The organism is uncultured Pseudoflavonifractor sp. (assembly GCF_944387275.1).
In the GTDB taxonomy this organism is placed as follows: Bacteria; Bacillota; Clostridia; order Oscillospirales; family Oscillospiraceae; genus Pseudoflavonifractor; species Pseudoflavonifractor intestinihominis.
The window spans coordinates 48,634-65,882 of sequence record NZ_CALXEG010000011.1; the positions used below are offsets into that span (position 1 = coordinate 48,634).

At 60.1% G+C, this 17,249-nt stretch carries 16 protein-coding genes and 2 pseudogenes; 12 read left to right on the plus strand and 6 right to left on the minus strand.

Going from position 1 to position 17,249, the window contains the following annotated elements; translation table 11 throughout:
- Positions 1–169 precede the first annotated feature (169 nt).
- Complete coding sequence (gene radA / locus Q0K23_RS04490) at positions 170–1,552, minus strand: DNA repair protein RadA (RefSeq protein ID WP_294518320.1); 1,383 nt, start codon at positions 1,550–1,552, stop codon at positions 170–172.
- Entirely contained in the window at positions 1,553–2,284 is a 732-nt protein-coding gene (locus tag Q0K23_RS04495) for an N-acetylmuramoyl-L-alanine amidase (protein ID WP_294518322.1), read from the minus strand.
- A gap of 186 nt (positions 2,285–2,470) precedes the next feature.
- Here Q0K23_RS04495 and Q0K23_RS04500 point away from each other — a divergent pair, with 186 nt between their 5' ends.
- From Q0K23_RS04500 to Q0K23_RS04555, 12 genes and pseudogenes are all read left to right on the plus strand, one after another.
- Entirely contained in the window at positions 2,471–2,947 is a 477-nt protein-coding gene (locus tag Q0K23_RS04500) for a spore coat protein CotJB (protein WP_294518324.1), read from the plus strand.
- Positions 2,948–3,355: pseudogene (locus tag Q0K23_RS04505) on the plus strand (manganese catalase family protein); the annotation flags it as partial. It abuts the gene before it with no gap.
- Positions 3,356–3,444: 89 nt separating this feature from the next.
- Complete coding sequence (locus tag Q0K23_RS04510) at positions 3,445–3,597, plus strand: hypothetical protein (RefSeq protein ID WP_294518326.1); 153 nt, start codon at positions 3,445–3,447, stop codon at positions 3,595–3,597.
- Positions 3,584–5,143, plus strand: coding sequence for a recombinase family protein (locus Q0K23_RS04515; RefSeq protein ID WP_294518328.1), 1,560 nt, complete (start codon positions 3,584–3,586; stop codon positions 5,141–5,143). Before Q0K23_RS04510 ends, Q0K23_RS04515 begins: the two co-directional genes overlap by 14 nt.
- A 73-nt stretch (positions 5,144–5,216) precedes the next feature.
- Positions 5,217–5,423, plus strand: a complete 207-nt coding sequence (locus Q0K23_RS04520; RefSeq protein WP_294518330.1) for a DUF4177 domain-containing protein — start codon at positions 5,217–5,219, stop codon at positions 5,421–5,423.
- Positions 5,424–5,982: 559 nt separating this feature from the next.
- Positions 5,983–6,741, plus strand: coding sequence for an adenosylmethionine decarboxylase (gene speD, locus Q0K23_RS04525; protein ID WP_294518332.1), 759 nt, complete (start codon positions 5,983–5,985; stop codon positions 6,739–6,741).
- 6 nt (positions 6,742–6,747) lie between these two features.
- Positions 6,748–8,220: an aminotransferase class I/II-fold pyridoxal phosphate-dependent enzyme gene (locus Q0K23_RS04530; RefSeq protein ID WP_367179031.1), complete on the plus strand. Its 1,473-nt coding sequence runs from the start codon at positions 6,748–6,750 to the stop codon at positions 8,218–8,220.
- Positions 8,221–8,224: 4 nt separating this feature from the next.
- Entirely contained in the window at positions 8,225–9,085 is an 861-nt protein-coding gene (speE, locus tag Q0K23_RS04535) for a polyamine aminopropyltransferase (protein ID WP_294518336.1), read from the plus strand.
- On the plus strand, positions 9,066–9,926 hold the full coding sequence (speB, locus tag Q0K23_RS04540) for an agmatinase (protein ID WP_294518339.1): 861 nt from the start codon (positions 9,066–9,068) through the stop codon (positions 9,924–9,926). The genes speE and speB overlap by 20 nt, the downstream gene beginning before the upstream one ends.
- 37 nt (positions 9,927–9,963) lie before the next feature.
- Positions 9,964–11,223: a saccharopine dehydrogenase family protein gene (locus Q0K23_RS04545; RefSeq protein WP_294518341.1), complete on the plus strand. Its 1,260-nt coding sequence runs from the start codon at positions 9,964–9,966 to the stop codon at positions 11,221–11,223.
- Between the two features lie 3 nt (positions 11,224–11,226).
- Positions 11,227–12,348, plus strand: coding sequence for a carboxynorspermidine decarboxylase (nspC, locus tag Q0K23_RS04550; protein WP_294518343.1), 1,122 nt, complete (start codon positions 11,227–11,229; stop codon positions 12,346–12,348).
- A gap of 18 nt (positions 12,349–12,366) precedes the next feature.
- Positions 12,367–12,564: pseudogene (locus Q0K23_RS04555) on the plus strand (manganese catalase family protein); the annotation flags it as partial.
- Positions 12,565–12,651: 87 nt separating this feature from the next.
- Here the strand turns inward: Q0K23_RS04555 and Q0K23_RS04560 are convergent.
- The 4 genes from Q0K23_RS04560 to Q0K23_RS04575 form a co-directional block, all read right to left on the minus strand.
- Positions 12,652–13,788 (minus strand): S-layer homology domain-containing protein, encoded by a 1,137-nt coding sequence (locus tag Q0K23_RS04560; RefSeq protein WP_294518345.1) that lies wholly within the window; start codon positions 13,786–13,788, stop codon positions 12,652–12,654.
- Positions 13,769–14,065 (minus strand): VRR-NUC domain-containing protein, encoded by a 297-nt coding sequence (locus Q0K23_RS04565; protein WP_294518347.1) that lies wholly within the window; start codon positions 14,063–14,065, stop codon positions 13,769–13,771. The genes Q0K23_RS04560 and Q0K23_RS04565 overlap by 20 nt, the downstream gene beginning before the upstream one ends.
- Positions 14,066–14,342: 277 nt before the next feature.
- Positions 14,343–16,673: a VapE domain-containing protein gene (locus Q0K23_RS04570; protein ID WP_367179032.1), complete on the minus strand. Its 2,331-nt coding sequence runs from the start codon at positions 16,671–16,673 to the stop codon at positions 14,343–14,345.
- Positions 16,674–16,758: 85 nt separating this feature from the next.
- Positions 16,759–17,088, minus strand: coding sequence for a hypothetical protein (locus Q0K23_RS04575; RefSeq protein WP_294518351.1), 330 nt, complete (start codon positions 17,086–17,088; stop codon positions 16,759–16,761).
- Between the last annotated feature and the right edge of the window lie 161 nt (positions 17,089–17,249).

A 17,249-nucleotide genomic window follows, 5' to 3' on the forward strand; every position in this document is an offset into this window, starting at 1 on the left:
CCAGCGACTGCGTCTACCAGTACGATGGATACTGCGGACTGGCACGCGCCGGTTCCTGCGGTGCACCCAGCATTGCGGAACCCTGCGTGAACTATGTCCCCAGACACGGAATACTGAACTCAAACTCCCAGCCTTCCTATACAGCCGACGGCTCCCCTGACAAATCTGATTAAAGAATGGCAGCCAACGCCTCTCTTATATTTCGTACACGAATCAGTTGGAGCCCCTCCGGCTCTATTATCTTCCCGCTGTTGCGGGCTGGGATCAGGCACTTGGTGAACCCGATACGCCGCACCTCACTCAGACGCTGTCCCAGGCCGTTGACCGCTCGCAGCTCTCCGGTCAGGCCCACCTCGCCGATGGCCACCAGATCGCTGGGAATGGGCTTGTCCCGGAAGCTGGACGCCAGCGCCATCACCATGGCCAGGTCGGCGGCGGGCTCGTCCAGGTTCAATCCGCCGATGACATTGATATATGCATCACAGGAATTGACCAGCAGCCCGCCCCGCTTTTCCAGCACGGCCAGCAAAAGCATGGCCCGGTTGTAGTCAAAGCCGTTGCTGGTGCGTCTGGGCACGTTGAAGCTGGTGGGCGCCAGCAGCGCCTGTACTTCCGCCAGCACAGGACGCACGCCCTCCATCACGCAGGTGACACAGGTGCCAGGTGTGTTCTCCGGGCGGCCGGAGAGCAGCATCTCAGACGGATTTGGAACCTCTGTCAGCCCTGTGTCAGCCATCTCAAACACACCGATCTCATTGGTTGCGCCAAACCGGTTCTTGGCCGCACGGAGAATCCGGTAGGCCAGGTTCTGCTCGCCCTCGAAGTAGAGCACACAGTCAACCATGTGCTCCAGCACCTTGGGTCCGGCAATGGAGCCCTCTTTGTTGACGTGGCCGATGACAAAGACCGTGATCCCCTGCCCTTTTGCCAACTGCATCAGAGTCATGGTGCAGTCCTTCACCTGGCCCACACTGCCCGGCGCAGTGGTCAGTTCGCCGTTATAGAGGGTCTGGATGGAGTCCACGATCAGAATATCCGGCTGAAGCTCGTTGACCGCCTCCACAATGTCGTCCAGGTTAGTCTCGGAGAGCAGATACAGCCCTTCCCCGCTGACATGCAGCCGCTCGGCGCGCAGTTTGATCTGCCGCTCGGATTCCTCGCCGGATACATAGAGCACCTTGGCAAACCGGCAGAGATTGTCACAGATCTGGAGCATCAGCGTGGATTTTCCGATGCCGGGCGCGCCGCCCACCAGCACCAGCGAACCCTTTACCGCGCCGCCGCCCAGAACCCGGTCCAGCTCGCTCATGCCGGTCTCAAAACGCAGCTCATGGGTGGACGACACCTCGCTGATGGGCCGGGGACGGTTGATCCCTCCCCCAGTCCGCCGCTGTCCCGCGGCACTGGCAGAGAGGACGGAGGCGGTTTTTTTCTTTGTCTCGGCGGGCTGCTCCACCAGCGTGTTCCACGCCCGGCAGGCAGGGCACTGACCGGACCACTTGGGTGTCTCGTTGCCGCACTCCGTACAGTAAAAAACAGTTTTTGCTTTCATTCAAAGAACTCCTTGCTGGGAATCTTGATATTGCAGGTAAGCCCCGCACAGTGCCCCGGCCAGCTTCAGCTGATACGCCGGGCTCTGGAGCAGCAGGTCCTCCTCCGGATTGGAGAGAAAACCGCACTCCACCAGAATGGCCCGACAGGTAATATGGTTCATCAGGTAGACGCTTTCACTGATCTTGGCGGGCTTGCGGGTATTGTCCGGGTCCACCAGCCTGAGGGCATCCTGGGCGGCCTGGGCCAGCGGCAGAGACGTCTCACTGTCCGCATAGAACACCTGAGCGCCGCGGTACCGGGCGTTCTGATAGATGTTCTGATGGATGCTGATGAGCGTGGCGTTTTCCACTGATTCAATCCGCGCCACCCGGTTTTTGAGGTCAGAGGTCTTCTTCTCCCGAAGGGTCTCCGCGCTGCTGTCGTGAAGGGAGATATCCTCTGTCCGCAAGAGCTCCGTGCGCACGCCGTAGAGGCCAAAGAGCAGGTCCAGCTTTTGGGCAATAGCCAGGTTGATACCACTCTCCGGTACGCCGGTGACCGACACTGCACCGCCGTCCTCCCCACCATGTCCGGCGTCTATGACAACGGTCTCTGTGTCAAATCGGGCGGCTGAGAGCGCGGAACAGGCCTCCCCATCTCCCCTGCTCAGCAGAAAAAGAGCACCTCCGCCCAGCAGGACCAGGAGCGCCAGGGTACGGGAGAAAAATTTTTGCCAGGCTGCATTTTTCACGGTAGACACCTCCTCCCGAGAGTTTATGAGGAGATTCTTTCCGCTATGCGGCCACACCGGAATTATAGCACAAAGGTACGAGGATGAGAAGCGGTTTCTCCGCCCTTGCGGATGGCATAGGATGAGGTGAAGGGCGGTCCTCTCGGCTGTCCCTTCGCTGTGAAACGTGTGAAGGAGGAAATCTGTTTGTATCCCGATCATAATACACCCGCCCCCACTCCGCCCTCCGCCGGATGCGGAGATAGCTGCGGTACTCTCCCGGAGTGTGCGCCGCTGGCCGTGCCCTATGTGCCCTTCCAGCAGACGGGCGCCAAGCGCTATAACCAGACGGACGCTCTGAACAACGGCACCCTCTACCCCGGGCTGAATCTCCCCTTCCATATCAAGGCCGACGGCCGGAATGTAGTCAGCGGCCATCTGGCTGAGCTCCAGGCCCTGGAGTTCGTGTTGGTGGAGCTGAGTCTCTATCTGGACACCCACCAGGATGACGGAGAGGCCTTTGAGCTCTACCGGCAGTACGCGGCCATGGAGAAGGCCGCCCGGGAGCAGTACGAGGCCGCCCACGGTCCGCTGCTCCAGCGCTCCGCCGCCGGCGAGAAGACCTGGGCCTCCTGGCTCAAAGATCCGTGGCCCTGGAATTACGTCGAGGGAGGGACCAAGTAAATGTTTGTCTATGAGAAAAAGCTCCAGTACCCGGTGAAGATCTCCACCCCCAACCCCAGACTGGCCTCGTTTATCATCAGCCAGTATGGTGGTCCTGACGGCGAGCTGGGCGCCTCCCTCCGGTACCTGAGCCAGCGGTACGCCATGCCCTATCCGGAACTGAAGGGCCTGCTGACCGACATCGGCACCGAAGAACTGGGCCACCTGGAGATGATCGGCGCTATTGTCCACCAGCTCACCCGTGGGCTCAACGACCAGCAGGTGCGGGAGGGCGGTTTCGCCCCCTACTTTGTGGACCACACCACGGGCATTTACCCCACTGCCGCCTCCGGCTCTCCCTGGAACGCCGCTGGAATCGGCGTGAAGGGCGACGTCATCTGCGATCTGACAGAGGACCTGGCAGCAGATGGTACGCTGGTATAAGCGCAAATCTTCTTCTCTCCCCTTCTAAGCGCAGCGCCGCGGCTCATATGCTGTCAGCGAAAGGGGGCTTTTCTATGGAAGAGGCCGCAATCTGCAAAAACATCTTTCAGGATAAAAGCGGTACGCCGAATAGGGATACCTATACCCGCATCTGGCTGGAACTGGTTAGGCGCGCCGCTAAACAAGAGCTATACGAGAAAGTACAGGCGCCGGATGGGAACGAATAAGGCAGCTATATACTGCCGTCTGTCGGAAGAGGACCGGGATAAGCGGCTGTCCAGCGACGACAGCGGCAGCATTCAGAACCAGAAAGCCATGCTGGTCCAATATGCAGCAGAGCAGGGGTGGGAGGTCTATCGCATTTACAGCGATGACGACTATGCGGGCTCAGACCGCAGCCGGCCGGCCTTTCAACAGCTGCTCCAGGATGCTCGAACCGGGCGGTTCAATATTGTCCTGTGCAAAACCCAGTCCCGCTTTACGCGAGAGCTGGAGTTGGTGGAAAAGTACATTCATGGACTGTTTCCTCTCTGGGGCATCCGCTTTGTCAGCATTGTAGACAACGCCGACACCAACAACAGAGGAAACAAAAAGTCCAGGCAGATCAACGGTCTGGTCAACGAGTGGTATCTGGAGGATATGTCAGAAAATATCCGGAGTGTGCTGGACAACCGCCGGAAAAATGGGCTCCATATCGGTGCCTTCGCCCTTTATGGCTATCGGAAGGACCCGGAGCGCAAGGGCCATCTCCTTGTGGATGAGGAGGCTGCAGCCACCGTGCGCCAAGTATTCTCCCTGTTTGCTCAGGGGTACGGCAAGACTGCCATTGCCCGGCTGCTGAATGTCCAAGGTATTCCTACCCCTGGAGAGTACAAGCGCCTTCACGGCCTGGCCTACCGCAACCCGAAGGAAAGTAGCGGGACACGGTGGACCTATTCCGCCGTCTCATCCATGCTGCGCAATGAGATTTACATAGGCAACATGGTGCAAGGAAAGTATGGAAGTGTGTCCTATAAGAGCAGAAAAAACCGGCCGCGTCCCAAGTCCGCCTGGTTCGTGGCCGAGGGTACCCATGAGGCCATCATTGACCGCCCCTTGTGGGACAGAGCACAGGCGCTGCTGTTGGAGCGGAGCCGCCCCTTCGCCTCCGGCCAGGTCGGTATCTTCGCCCGAAAGGTGCGCTGCATGTCCTGTGGAGGAACCATGCGCACTTCCAAAAGCCGGGGAAAGCACTACCTCCAATGCCGGAACCGGTATGTGGACCGTGACGCCTGCCCAGGGGCCTTTGTACCGGTCCAGCAGCTGGAGTATGTTGTTCTAGAGGAGATCAATCGTCTCTCAGCGGAATATCTGGACCGGGATATGCTGATAAGTGCCATCGAATTGGATAACCCGCTCGATATTCAACGAAAACAGCTGGAGGAAGCCGTTACAGCCAGGAAGAGACGGTTGGCAGAGTATGCCTCTGCCCTACGAAGTCTCTATCTGGACAGAGCCCGTGGGCTGGTGGACGAGCAGAGCTTTCTAACACTTTTAGAGGAGATGAATCAGGACAAGGCTCAAACGGAATTTACGCTTCAGGCAGACCAGGACCGGATAGAGCAGTTGTGTGCCCAGACTAATACGGAACCCGCCTCAGAACGGCTGGCGCGGTATCTCAGCCCGGAGCATCTCACACGGGATATGGTGGAGTCGCTGATTGACTACATTGCGGTGGGACGGCGGAGCCCAGGCGCCAAGGCGCCGCCCATTGAAATCCACTGGAAATTCTGAATTTATAGGGGTTACAACACGTTGACGCCCATGTGCGGCGGCAGTATAATACCCTAAAAAGGGGGTAAAAACCGTGAAAAAAGTGGAATTCGTAAGAGTGAAATCTGAGCTGTGCGGCTACGGCTTCGGCAAGGGCAGCAAGTACGGTTTTGACGGCGTGGAGGACATCATCCGGGAGCGGATCGCCCAGGGCTGGACCTACTGCGGCTATGTTCCCATCGAAACCAGAGGCACCGGTGACATTGAGACCATGTCCCTGGTGTTCCAGCGGGAGGAATAACCCCTTTTCCCTGCGCACAGGCCGGGCGAAAAATGTCGGACACGATGGAAAATCATTGACAAACCCCGTTTTTTTCGATATACTGACCTTTGCCATGTGATATGAGTTTTTACAGAGTATCCATGCAAATATTTCTTCTGACCACCCGCTCGGGTTAAGGCCATACGGACAGCCGGGTCAACTGCCGAAGGCAACTGAAATGTTGCCATTATTGATTGAGTTAAAAGCTCAATTTTATAAGTTGGTTCTATCAGGTACCGCCGCGTGATTCCGCGCATCAACTTGTAAAACGGTCAATAAGAGTAGTAAAAGTAAGTATTTGCTATATAGACTCTGTATGAAGCTGTATCAACCGACTTCTCAGGACTCAGCGGGGCTTTTCCGCCTGTTTGGCAGCGGTCCTCTCTTGCGTCGCGCTGTGGACTGGATGGTTTGGCTTTATGAAAAAGGACTGTTTTACAGGTAATGTGGTTTATCACATTACCTGTTTTTCTTTTCTGCGGCGGACATAGAGGAAGTATCGCAGGCCCTGGCGTGGCCTGGACAGGAGTGTTGGGAAATGGGAGAGAAAATGAGGCTTTACGGCTTCAACAATTTGACCAAGGCGCTGAGCTTCAACATCTACGATGTGTGCTACGCCAAGACCCCCCGGGAGCAGAAGGACTATATCGCCTATATCGACGAGCAGTACAACTCGGAGCGTCTGACCAATATCCTCACTTCCCTGACCGACATGATCGGGGCCAAGGTGCTCAACATCGCCAAACAGGACTATGAGCCTCAGGGCGCCTCTGTGACCATTCTCATCGCCGAGGGCTCCATGATCCCGGCGGGCAAGACCCAGCTGGCCCACCTGGACAAGAGCCATGTGACGGTGCACACCTACCCGGAGTACCACCCGGAGACCTGTCTGGCCACCTTCCGGGTGGATATAGACGTGGCCACCTGCGGCGAGATCACGCCTCTGTCCACCCTGGACTACCTGATCGGCTCCTTTGACTCGGATATCATCACCATGGACTACCGGGTCCGGGGCTTCACCCGGGACGTGAACGGCAAGAAGCTCTTTATGGACCACACGGTCCGTTCCATCCAGGACTATATCGACCCCGCCACCCTCCGCCGCTACGACGCGGTGGACGTAAACGTATACAGCGCCAACCTCTACCACACCAAGATGATGCTGAAGGATATCAACCTGCAGAACTATCTGTTCAAGACCGACGTCTATGAGCTTCCTCCCCAGGTGCGGCTTGAGATTATGGACAACATCCGCCGTGAGATGATTGAGATCTTCAGCGGCCGCAATATCTACTGATAGGAGATGAGAAGCATGCCGGTACTGGACCAGACCAGCGCGCCCATCTATGAGGCGCTGGAGCGATTCCGCAGCATGCGTGTGGTTCCCTTTGACGTCCCCGGCCACAAGAGGGGCCGGGGCAACCCGGAGCTGACCCGCCTGCTGGGTGAGACCTGCGTGAGCATGGACGTCAACTCCATGAAGCCCCTGGACAACCTGTGTCACCCCGTCTCGGTCATCCGGGACGCGGAGAAGCTGGCCGCCGACGCCTTTGGCGCGGCTCACGCCTTCCTCATGGTGGGCGGCACCACCAGCGCTGTCCAGAGCATGGTGCTCTCGGCGGTGAAGGGCGGAGAGAAGATCATCCTGCCCCGGAACGTACACCGCAGCGTCATGGGCGCCATGGTGCTGTGCGGCGCCGTACCCGTGTACGTCAACCCGGAGTGCGACGACCGCCTGGGCATCCCTCTGGGTATGAAGGTCAGCGAGGTGGAGCGGGCCATCCGGGAAAACCCGGACGCCAAGGCGGTGCTGGTGAACAACCCCACCTACTACGGCATCTGCTCCGACCTGAAGGCCATTGTGGAGCTGGCCCACGCCCACGGCATGCTCTGCCTGGCCGATGAGGCCCACGGCACCCATTTCTACTTCCACGAGGACCTGCCCATGTCCGCCATGGAGGCGGGCGCGGACATGGCCGCTGTGTCCATGCACAAGTCGGGCGGCAGCCTGACCCAGAGCAGCCTGCTGCTCACCGGCCCCAACATGTCCCCCGGCCATGTGCGGCAGATTATCAACCTGACCCAGACCACCAGCGCCTCCTATCTGCTCCTCAGCAGCCTGGATATCGCCCGGCGGAATCTGGCCCTCCGGGGCCGGGAGGAATTCGGCCGGGTGATGCAGATGGCGGACTATGCCCGGCAGGAGATCAACGCCATCGGCGGGTACTACGCCTTCAGCAAGGAGCTCATCAACGGCGACAGTGTGTACGACTTTGACATCACCAAGCTGTCGGTCAACACCCTGAACATCGGCCTGGCCGGTATCGAGGTCTACGACCTGCTGCGGGACGAGTACGACATTCAGATCGAATTTGGCGACCTGGGCAACATTCTGGCCTACCTCTCCATCGGCGACCGGCCCCGGGAGATCGAGCGGCTGGTGAGCTCTCTCAGCGAGGTGCGCCGCCGCTTCGGCAAGAGCAGCAGCGCCGGGCTGATGAAGCAGGAGTACATCGACCCGGAGGTGGTGGTGTCCCCGCAGAAGGCCTTCTACGCCCCCAAGGAGAGTCTTCCGCTGGAGGAGACTGTGGGCCGGGTGTGCAGCGAGTTCGTCATGTGCTATCCCCCCGGAATCCCCATTCTCACCCCGGGTGAGCGCATTACGCAGGATATCATCGCCTACATCCTCTACGCCAAGGAAAAGGGCTGCTCCATGACCGGCCCGGAGGACCCCAATATCACCTGCCTGAATGTTTTGGACTTAAAGGAGGACTGACGGTATGGAGCTTTGGTTTCGTGAGGCCCACACCCCCAATGTAAAGCTGTCCATCCGGGTGGACAAGCAGCTCTACAGCGGTCAGAGCGAGTTCCAGCGGATCGACGTGTTCGACTCCCAGGAGTTCGGCCGCTTTCTCACCCTGGACGGGTACATGATGCTCACCGAAAAGGACGAGTTCATCTATCACGAGATGATGGTGCACATCCCCATGGCAGTCCACCCCAACATGAAGGACGTGCTGGTCATCGGCGGCGGCGACGGCGGCGTGGTACGGGAGCTGTGCCGCTATCCGGAGATTGAGCACATCGACCTGGTGGAGATCGACCCCCAGGTGGTGGAGGTGTGCAGGCGGTATCTCCCCTTTACAACCTGCTGCCTGGACGACCCCCGGGTATCCATCCACTACGAGGACGGCCTGCGGTATGTCCGCACCCCTGTGGAGCAGTACGACCTCATCATCGTGGACTCCACCGACCCCTTCGGCCCCGGCGAGGGCCTGTTCACCCGGGAGTTCTACGGCAACTGTTCCAAGGCCCTGCGGCCGGACGGAATCATGGTCAATCAGCATGAGAGCCCCTTCTACCAGGAGGACGCCATCGCCTGCCAGCGGGCCCACAAGCGGATCGTGGAGTCCTTCCCCATCGCCAAGGTGTACCAGGCCCACATCCCCACATACCCCTCCGGCCACTGGCTCTTCGGCTTTGCCAGCAAGAAATACCATCCCCTGCGGGACCTGGACGAGGTCCGCTGGAACGCCCGGAAGCTCAGCTGCAAGTACTACACCACCATGCTGCACAAGGGCGCGTTCTATATCCCCGCCTACGTAGAGGAGCTGCTGAAAAATGTTGAATCCGCAGATTGACGTATATATGGGCTGCGACTGCCCCTTTGAGCAGGCGGAGACCGTGCTCTTCGGCGCACCCTTTGACTCCACCACCTCCAACCGGCCCGGCACCCGCTTCGGCCCCTCCGCCCTGCGGCGGGAGTCCTACGGGCTGGAGCTGTACAGCCCCTATCAGGACAGGGACCTATCCGACTGCGCTGTGCTGGACAGCGGCGACCTGGAGCTGTCCATGGGCAGCTCCGAGCTGGCTCTGGCCGACATCGAGGCCAGAGCGGAGGAGATCCTCTCCGCCGGCAAGCGCCCCTTCCTCATCGGCGGCGAGCACCTGGTGACCCTGGGCGCCTTCCGGGCGGTGCACCGGAAATATCCCGACGTGGCCATCATCCACTTCGACGCCCACACCGACCTGCGGGAGGACTATCTGGGCGTGCCCCTGTCCCACGCCTGCGTCATCCGCCGCTGCTGGGAGCTCACCGGAGACGGCAAGATTTTTCAGTTTGGCATCCGCTCCGGTGACCGGGCGGAGTGGCGCTGGGGCAAGGACCATGTGACCTGCCACCCTTTTGACCTGGAAGGTCTGGAGGACGTGGTGAAGCGGCTGGGCGACGCCCCGGTCTATTTCACTGTGGACCTGGACGTGATGGACCCGTCGGTGTTCCCCGGCACCGGCACCCCCGAGCCCGGCGGCGTGTCCTTTGACGCCCTGCGCCGGGCGGTGACTCTGGTGTGCAGTCGCTGCAACGTGGTGGGCTGCGACGTCAATGAGCTCTGCCCTCCCTTCGACCAGAGCGGCGTGTCCAACGCGGTGGCCGCCAAGGTGGTGCGCGAGATGCTGCTGGCCCTCAGCGGCGGAAATTGAATGTCTGTTATTTTTCAACATACAGGAGGAATGAAACATGGCAAAGGTTCTGATTATCGGCTGCGGCGGCGTGGCCGGGGTGGCCATTCACAAGTGCTGCCAGAACAGCGAGGTTTTTGAGGAGATCTGCATCGCCAGCCGTACCGTCAGCAAGTGCGAGGCCGTGAAGGCCCAGCTGGAGGGCAAGACCAAGACCAAGATCACCACCGCCCAGGTGGACGCCGACAAGGTGGACGAGGTGATCGCCCTCATCAAGAAGGTCCAGCCCGACCTGGTGATGAACATCGCCCTCCCCTATCAGGATCTCACCATCATGGACGCCTGCCTGGCCTGCGGCGTCAACTACATGGACACCGCCAACTACGAGCCCGAGGACATTGACGACCCCGAGTGGCGCGCCGTCTACGACAAGCGCTGCAAGGAGGAGGGCTTTTCCGCCTACTTCGATTACTCCTGGCAGTGGGCCTACAAGGAGAAGTTTGAGAAGGCCGGCCTCACCGCCCTGCTGGGCTCCGGCTTCGACCCCGGCGTGACCCAGGCCTACTGTGCCTATGCCCAGAAGCACCTCTTTGACCAGATCGACACCATCGACATTCTGGACTGCAACGGCGGCGACCACGGCTACCCCTTCGCCACCAACTTCAATCCCGAGATCAACCTCCGGGAGGTGTCCGCTCCCGGCTCCTACTGGGAGAACGGCCACTGGGTTGAAATCCCCGCCATGTCCATCAAGCGGGAGTACAACTTCGACCAGGTGGGTCAGAAGGACATGTACCTCCTCCACCATGAGGAGATCGAGTCCCTGGCCAAGAACATCCCCGGCGTCAAGCGCATCCGCTTCTTCATGACCTTCGGCCAGAGCTACCTGACCCACATGAAGTGTCTGGAGAACGTGGGCATGCTGTCCACCACTCCCGTGGAGTTTGAGGGCCACCAGATCGTGCCCATCCAGTTCCTCAAGGCCCTCCTGCCCGACCCCGCCTCCCTGGGCCCCCGCACCGTGGGCAAGACCAACATCGGATGCATCTTCACCGGCAAGAAGGACGGCAAGGAGAAGACCGCCTACATCTACAACGTCTGCGACCACCAGGAGTGCTACAAGGAGGTAGGCTCCCAGGCCATCAGCTACACCACCGGCGTGCCCGCTATGATCGGCGCCATGATGCTCCTGACCGGCAAGTGGAACAAGCCCGGCGTGTACACTGTGGAGGAGTTTGATCCCGATCCCTACATGGACGCCCTGAACAAGTGGGGCCTGCCCTGGCAGATCAACGACAACCCCGCCCTGGTGGACTGAGCCATGACGGAGCTGCACACCCCCTATTTTCTGGTGGATGAGGAGCGGCTGGTCCGCAACCTGGAGATCCTGAAGGACGTGGCCCAGCGCTCCGGCGCCAAGATCCTGCTGGCACAGAAGGCCTTCTCCATGTTCGCCTGCTATCCCCTGCTGGCACAGTATCTCTCCGGCAGCACGGCCAGCGGCCTCTACGAGGCCCGGCTGGGCAGGGAGCACTTTCCCGGCGAGGTCCACGTGTTCTCCCCCGCCTACCGGGAGGACGAGTTTGAAGCGCTGCTGGAGTACGCCGACCACTTTGTCTTCAACTCCCCCCGCCAACTGGAGAAGTACGCCCTGCGGGCCAGAGAAGCGGGCAAGCAGGTGGGCCTGCGTGTCAATCCCGAGTGCTCCACCCAGGAGGGCCACGCCATCTACGATCCCTGCGCCCCCGGCTCCCGGCTGGGCACCACCCTGGCCAATTTCAACCCCGACCAGCTGCCTCTGCTGGACGGGCTCCACTTCCACACCCTCTGCGAGCAGAACTCCGACGACCTGGAGACCACGCTGGACGCCTTTGAGGCCAAGTTCGGCCCCTATCTGAAGGGACTGAAGTGGCTCAATCTGGGCGGCGGACACCACATCACCCGTGCCGACTACGACCGGAAACGGCTCATCCGGCTGGTGCGCCGTGTGAAAGACCGCTACGGTGTGGAGGTTTATCTGGAGCCGGGCGAGGCGGTGGTGCTCAACGCCGGATTTCTGGTGACCAGCGTGCTGGAGACCCTCCACAACGGTATGGACATCGCCATTCTGGACACCTCCGCCGCCTGCCACATGCCCGACGTACTGGAGATGCCCTACCGGCCTCCCCTTCAGAACAGCGGGCAGCCCGGCGAGAAGCCCTACACCTACCGTCTGGGCGGCCCAACCTGTCTGGCGGGCGACATCATCGGGGACTACTCCTTTGACAATCCTCTCCATGAGGGAGACCGGCTGATCTTTGAGGACATGGCCCTGTACACCATGGTCAAGACCAACACCTTCAACGGCATGCCTCTCCCCGCCATCGTCTGGCGGGACAAGGACGGTAACCAGCGGGTGGTCCGGCAGTTCGGCTATGAGGACTTCAAGGGTCGGCTCTCCTGAAGTTGTTCTTATACAAACGCAGCAGAGCAGAAGGCACGCGTGACCTACGACAATATTCTGCGCATGTCTGATGACCCTGACGTCAACGACGTGATCCGCTTCCTCCGCGAGCGGGAGATCGTCCATTTTCAGCGCTTCGGCGAGGCGATCCGTCTGGCTAAAGAGAAGATGGACCAGAAAAACGTCTACTTCACCAACCCTGCTTTTGATAAATAAAAACGGAGGGCCTCCGGCATATGCCGGAGGCCCTCCCTCTATGCAGCAGGCGGCCCGGAACATTCCGGGCCGTCTGCTTGTTTTTTGTTACAGGGTGGTCAGAGCCACAAACCGGGTCAGCATGGTCGCAACCTCGGCACGGGTGCTGTTGTCCTGGGGCCGCAGCTGTCCGTTGGCGTCGCCGCCCAGGATGCCGTTGGCGCAGGCCCACTCCATGGCCTCACGGGCCCAGGCGGAGGTCTGCTCACCGTCCTGGAAGCCTTCCACCTTCCCGGTAGAGGCAACCGCAGGGCTGCCGGCACAGCGGTAGAGCATCAGGGCCAGGGTCTCCCGGGTAATGGGGGCATCGGGATCAAATCGGCTGGAAGCCGTGCCGCTGGTGATACCCTGCTCCGCCGCCCAATCGGCCGCGGCGCTGTACCAGCAGCCCTTGGGCACGTCCTGGAAGCCGCTCGCCCCACCAGGCGCGGGGCTGCCCTCCAGCCGGTGGAGCACGGTGACCAGCATGGAACGGGTCATGGCCTCATAGGGGGCAAAGTCGCCGTTGCCCACGCCGGAGAACAGCTCACGGCTGGCGACAAACTGGACGGAACCGGCGAACCAGTCCCCGGTGACCACGTCGGTAAAGGTCTTGTCTGGGTCAAAGTATCGCTCCCGGTAGGCGGACAGGGACGGCCCCAGGCGCTCACCGCCATCCAGGAGGTACACCTGGGCCCACAGATCAATCAAGCCTTTGGAGGACGGCGTGCCGGTCAGCAGCACCACTTTCTTGATAAACCGGCGGATGCGCTTGGCGGCCTTGAAACGCTTGCTCTGGGAGTTCTTGAAACTGGTGCTCTCATCAAAGATGACCATATCAAACGGCCAGGCCTGCTGGTAGTAGTCCACCAGCCACTCAAAGTTCTCCCGGTTGGTCACATAGACATCCGCCGGAGTGTTGAGGGCCTTGATGCGCTTGCTGGCGCTCCCCAGGACGGTGGACACCCGGAGATGCTGGAGATGGTCCCACTTGGCCGCCTCCTTGCTCCAGGTGGCCTCTGCCACCTTTTTGGGGGCCACCACCAGGGCCTTGGCCACCTGCCAGCGGAAATACTTGAGAATATTGACGGCAGAGAGGGTGATGACGGTTTTGCCCAGGCCTGGCCGGAGAAACAGCCCAATGGCCGGGTCCTCCACCACCCGCTGGATGCAGTAGGCTTGGTAATTATGCGGGGTGTACTGCATCGGTGAAAACCTCCCTCAAAAAATCTTTCACGGCATCCAGGCCATAAAGCACCCGGACATCCGCCCCCCGTTTCTCCATCTCGCTCCGCTGCCACTTCTGCACCTTGGCCAGCCTCCCAATCTCTGTTTTCAGCTCCACATACACCGTCTTGCCGGTGGGGGTGATGATGATGCGGTCAGGCACACCAGGATTGCCGGGTGATACAAACTTATAGCATAGGCCGCCATGCTCTTTCACCTTGCGGACAAGGTAGCTTTCTATGCTGCTTTCTCTCATGCTTTTCAACCTCCAATCTGAGGGGGTGGAACATTGTCAACATTGATTTCTATACATATACGCATACAGGCGGGATAGAGAGTTTTTTTTCTCTCTATTTCCTCTATTTCACAATCAATAGAAAATGAATGTTCCAATGTTCCACTTGCCAAAAAATCCAGTGTTTTCAAGGGTTTTGCCCGGAACATTGCCCGGAACATTGCCCGGAACATGTCCCGGAACATTGGAGGCCGTTTTTTGAATGTTCCACCCAATGTTCCGCTCAATGTTCCGGGGGTCAAATGTCCCTCCGGCGGAGAAAACCACGCTGCTTTCCGCAATAGCCAAAGCGCATGGAGTTGGCGCTTTTCTCCCAGTCAGCAGAGGCCTCAATGATGCTGTTGATTTCCGCCGTGTCGCTGTATCTCATGTCCCGCTGCTTGCCGTCCAGGGCCTCACACCAGACCTCCAGGGCACACACCCGGTCACGGTCCACCAGCTTGACATCACCCTGCACGGCCCCCGCCCAGAACATGCGGCGGCGGTCCAGCGGCCAGCTGGGCCAGTCCTCCGGCACCTGGCGCTCCAGAAAGTCCGTGATGAGGCCCTCCCGGGTGCTCACCTCACGGTGCTCCTCCTGCTTGGCCTTGGCGGCCTCCTCCAGATCGCCTTTGAGGAAAAGGGCCTCTCCGGTCCTCCAGCGGACCACGGCCTCCGCCCACAGCTGGTCAATCTCTCCCGGCAGATCAGCCCACACATTCTTTGTGACGGGGCCCAGGCCCACATCCACGGGCCAGAAACGGCGGTTGCCGGTTCTGTCCTGGAGGTAGGCGCTCACATTCGTGGTGCCGAAAAAGACGCAGCAGCGGGGCAGCTCCTTGACATGGCGGCCATAAGCGGCCCGGAAACGGTCAGCCCGCAGGGAGAGAAACTGCTTGATGCGGGCAATGTCTGTGCGCCGGAAAGCGTCCAGCTCCGCAATCTCCACCAGCCAGACACCCTGGAGCAGCTCAGAGGCCTCCTTGCCCTCAAAGGTGCGGATGCTGTCATTGAACCAGCCCCGGCTCATCTTATCCAGCAGGGTGCTTTTGCCCAGGCCTTGCGCCCCGGACAGGATGAGCATGGTGTCATACTTTGTGCCGGGGACCATGGCACGGGCCACGGCGGCGGTGAATGACTTGCGGGTGACGGCTCGGGTGTATGGACTGTCCACGGCCCCCAGGTAATCAATGAAAAGGGTGTCCAGGCGTGGCACCCCGTCCCAGATCAGGCCCCGGAGATAGTCCTGGATGTCGTTGAAAGCATGGGCGGTGGAGTGCAGGGAGAGGGCCCCGTCAATCTTCCCATTGCCGGTGATGTGGTGGTATCTCTCCATGTACCAGTAGAGGCCCTGGTTGTCGTTGTCATCCCAAAAGCGGCGCTCCGTGCGGTTGTCCCACGGCAGGGGCCCCAGGACCTCACCACGGCCAGCAAATTGGTTGAGTGCAAACTTGCCTTTTAGGAGGGGGTCATGCTCCAGGATAATCCACACATTGTCAATGGTGGCCTTGGGGAGCCCCGTCTGGGTGTTCACGGCCAGCTTGGCCATCCAGTTGGCGGGGTCCTCCTCATTGGTGGGCTCCACGCCCTCAAAGTCCCGGACGGCCTCCTGGTAGCGCTCCTGGCTCATCAGGGCGGCCACATCGGCATCCTGGACCGCCAGCTCACACATGGCTTTATAGGACGGCAGGCGGTTTGTGGGGGTCCCAGGCTGGGCCTCATCGTCTTTGTCCCCAAAGCGGTGGAGGCGTACCATGTCAAAGGCATTGACCAGCCGCCCGCTGCACGGGTCGGTGGCGTGGTGGCTGTAAAGAAATTTGCCGTTGTCGTAGATCACAGCGCCACCGGTGGTGGAGCCGCCCAGATAGGTGTACCGGCCAGGCATCGTGTCCACGGCCTCATACATGCCGGGGATGAGCTCATCCATGGCCCGGTAGATGTCATAGGTGCGGCAGAAAGCGCCCACCACGCCGGTCTTGGCCTCCGGGTCACCTTGCTTGACGGCCAGCTTGGGGAGGCTCAGAGCGCCCGGCACTTGGGGCCAGGCGGTGCAGTCCTGCCAGTCGGCATATTGGGCCAGCAGGCCGTTGACGGAGATGAGGGGCTTGTCCTGCCAGCGGTAGACATACTGGCTGTCAGAGCAGCAGGATGGCCAATACATGAGCCGGGACACCTCAAAGGTGGTGGGGTCCATGAGCTCCAGGCCTATGTATTCCGCCATCTTCCGGGCGGCGGGCTCATACTCATCCGCCGTCATGGTCCGGTCAACGGGCAACAGAACACGCAAGCGGGGCGCTGCCGGGCTGTGCTTTCTGGTGCTGTAAATGCAATAGCCGCACCCCAGAGCCTCCACCCGGCGCAGGACATCCTCCGTGCCGCCGGAGGGGATGTTGTCCAGGTCCAGGGTGATGACATCACGCCCGGTCACATTGTTGGCCTTGCGCCGGGGCCCGGACAGTGTGCCGGCCATAAAGCCGCCCACATCCTTGAGGTCATCCTGCTGGGCCTTTTTCATATTCAGATATTCAGCCAGGGTTTCCGTGCCTCTGGCCGGGGTCTGGAGCCTGGCCCAAAGCTCAGAGATGAGCATGGTTTGGGGTTTCCAGGTCATGGCCCGCCGGTTACTTCCGGCTGATATTGTTATTTTGCGGTCATATTGCATGGGCGGGCACCTCTTACTCTGGGTTTTTCTGTTCTTGGGTTATTCGTTCCAGCCAGCGCCGGAGCTTTTCCGCCTCCACGGCGGTGGTGTTATATCCGCCCATAGCGACATCCAGGACCTTGAGGCACAGGCGGACATCCCCCAGCTCCTCATGCAGATGCGCTGCCGCTTGTGCGTGGGTCACCGGCGTGGGGTTTTCACCCCGGAGCTTTCTGGCCATTTTGAGAGAGGCCTGGGTCAGTTCTGCCAGCTCCTCAGCGCATTGCTCCAGCACAGCGGGCAGGCCGATGGCCTCAATGACCTGGAGCACCCCTCTGGTGCTTTCGGTGTCAGCAGCTTTCATCTGAAACACCTCCCGGTCTTTTTATCCTTGAGCTCGATGCGGGCCAGCAGCTCAAAGCCGCTTTCCGCTATGATGAATTTGAGCACCTTGCTACGAAAATAAGTAGCGAGGGCGTGAACCTTGACAAACAGGCTTTCAACGCCCCATGAAAAACCATCGCA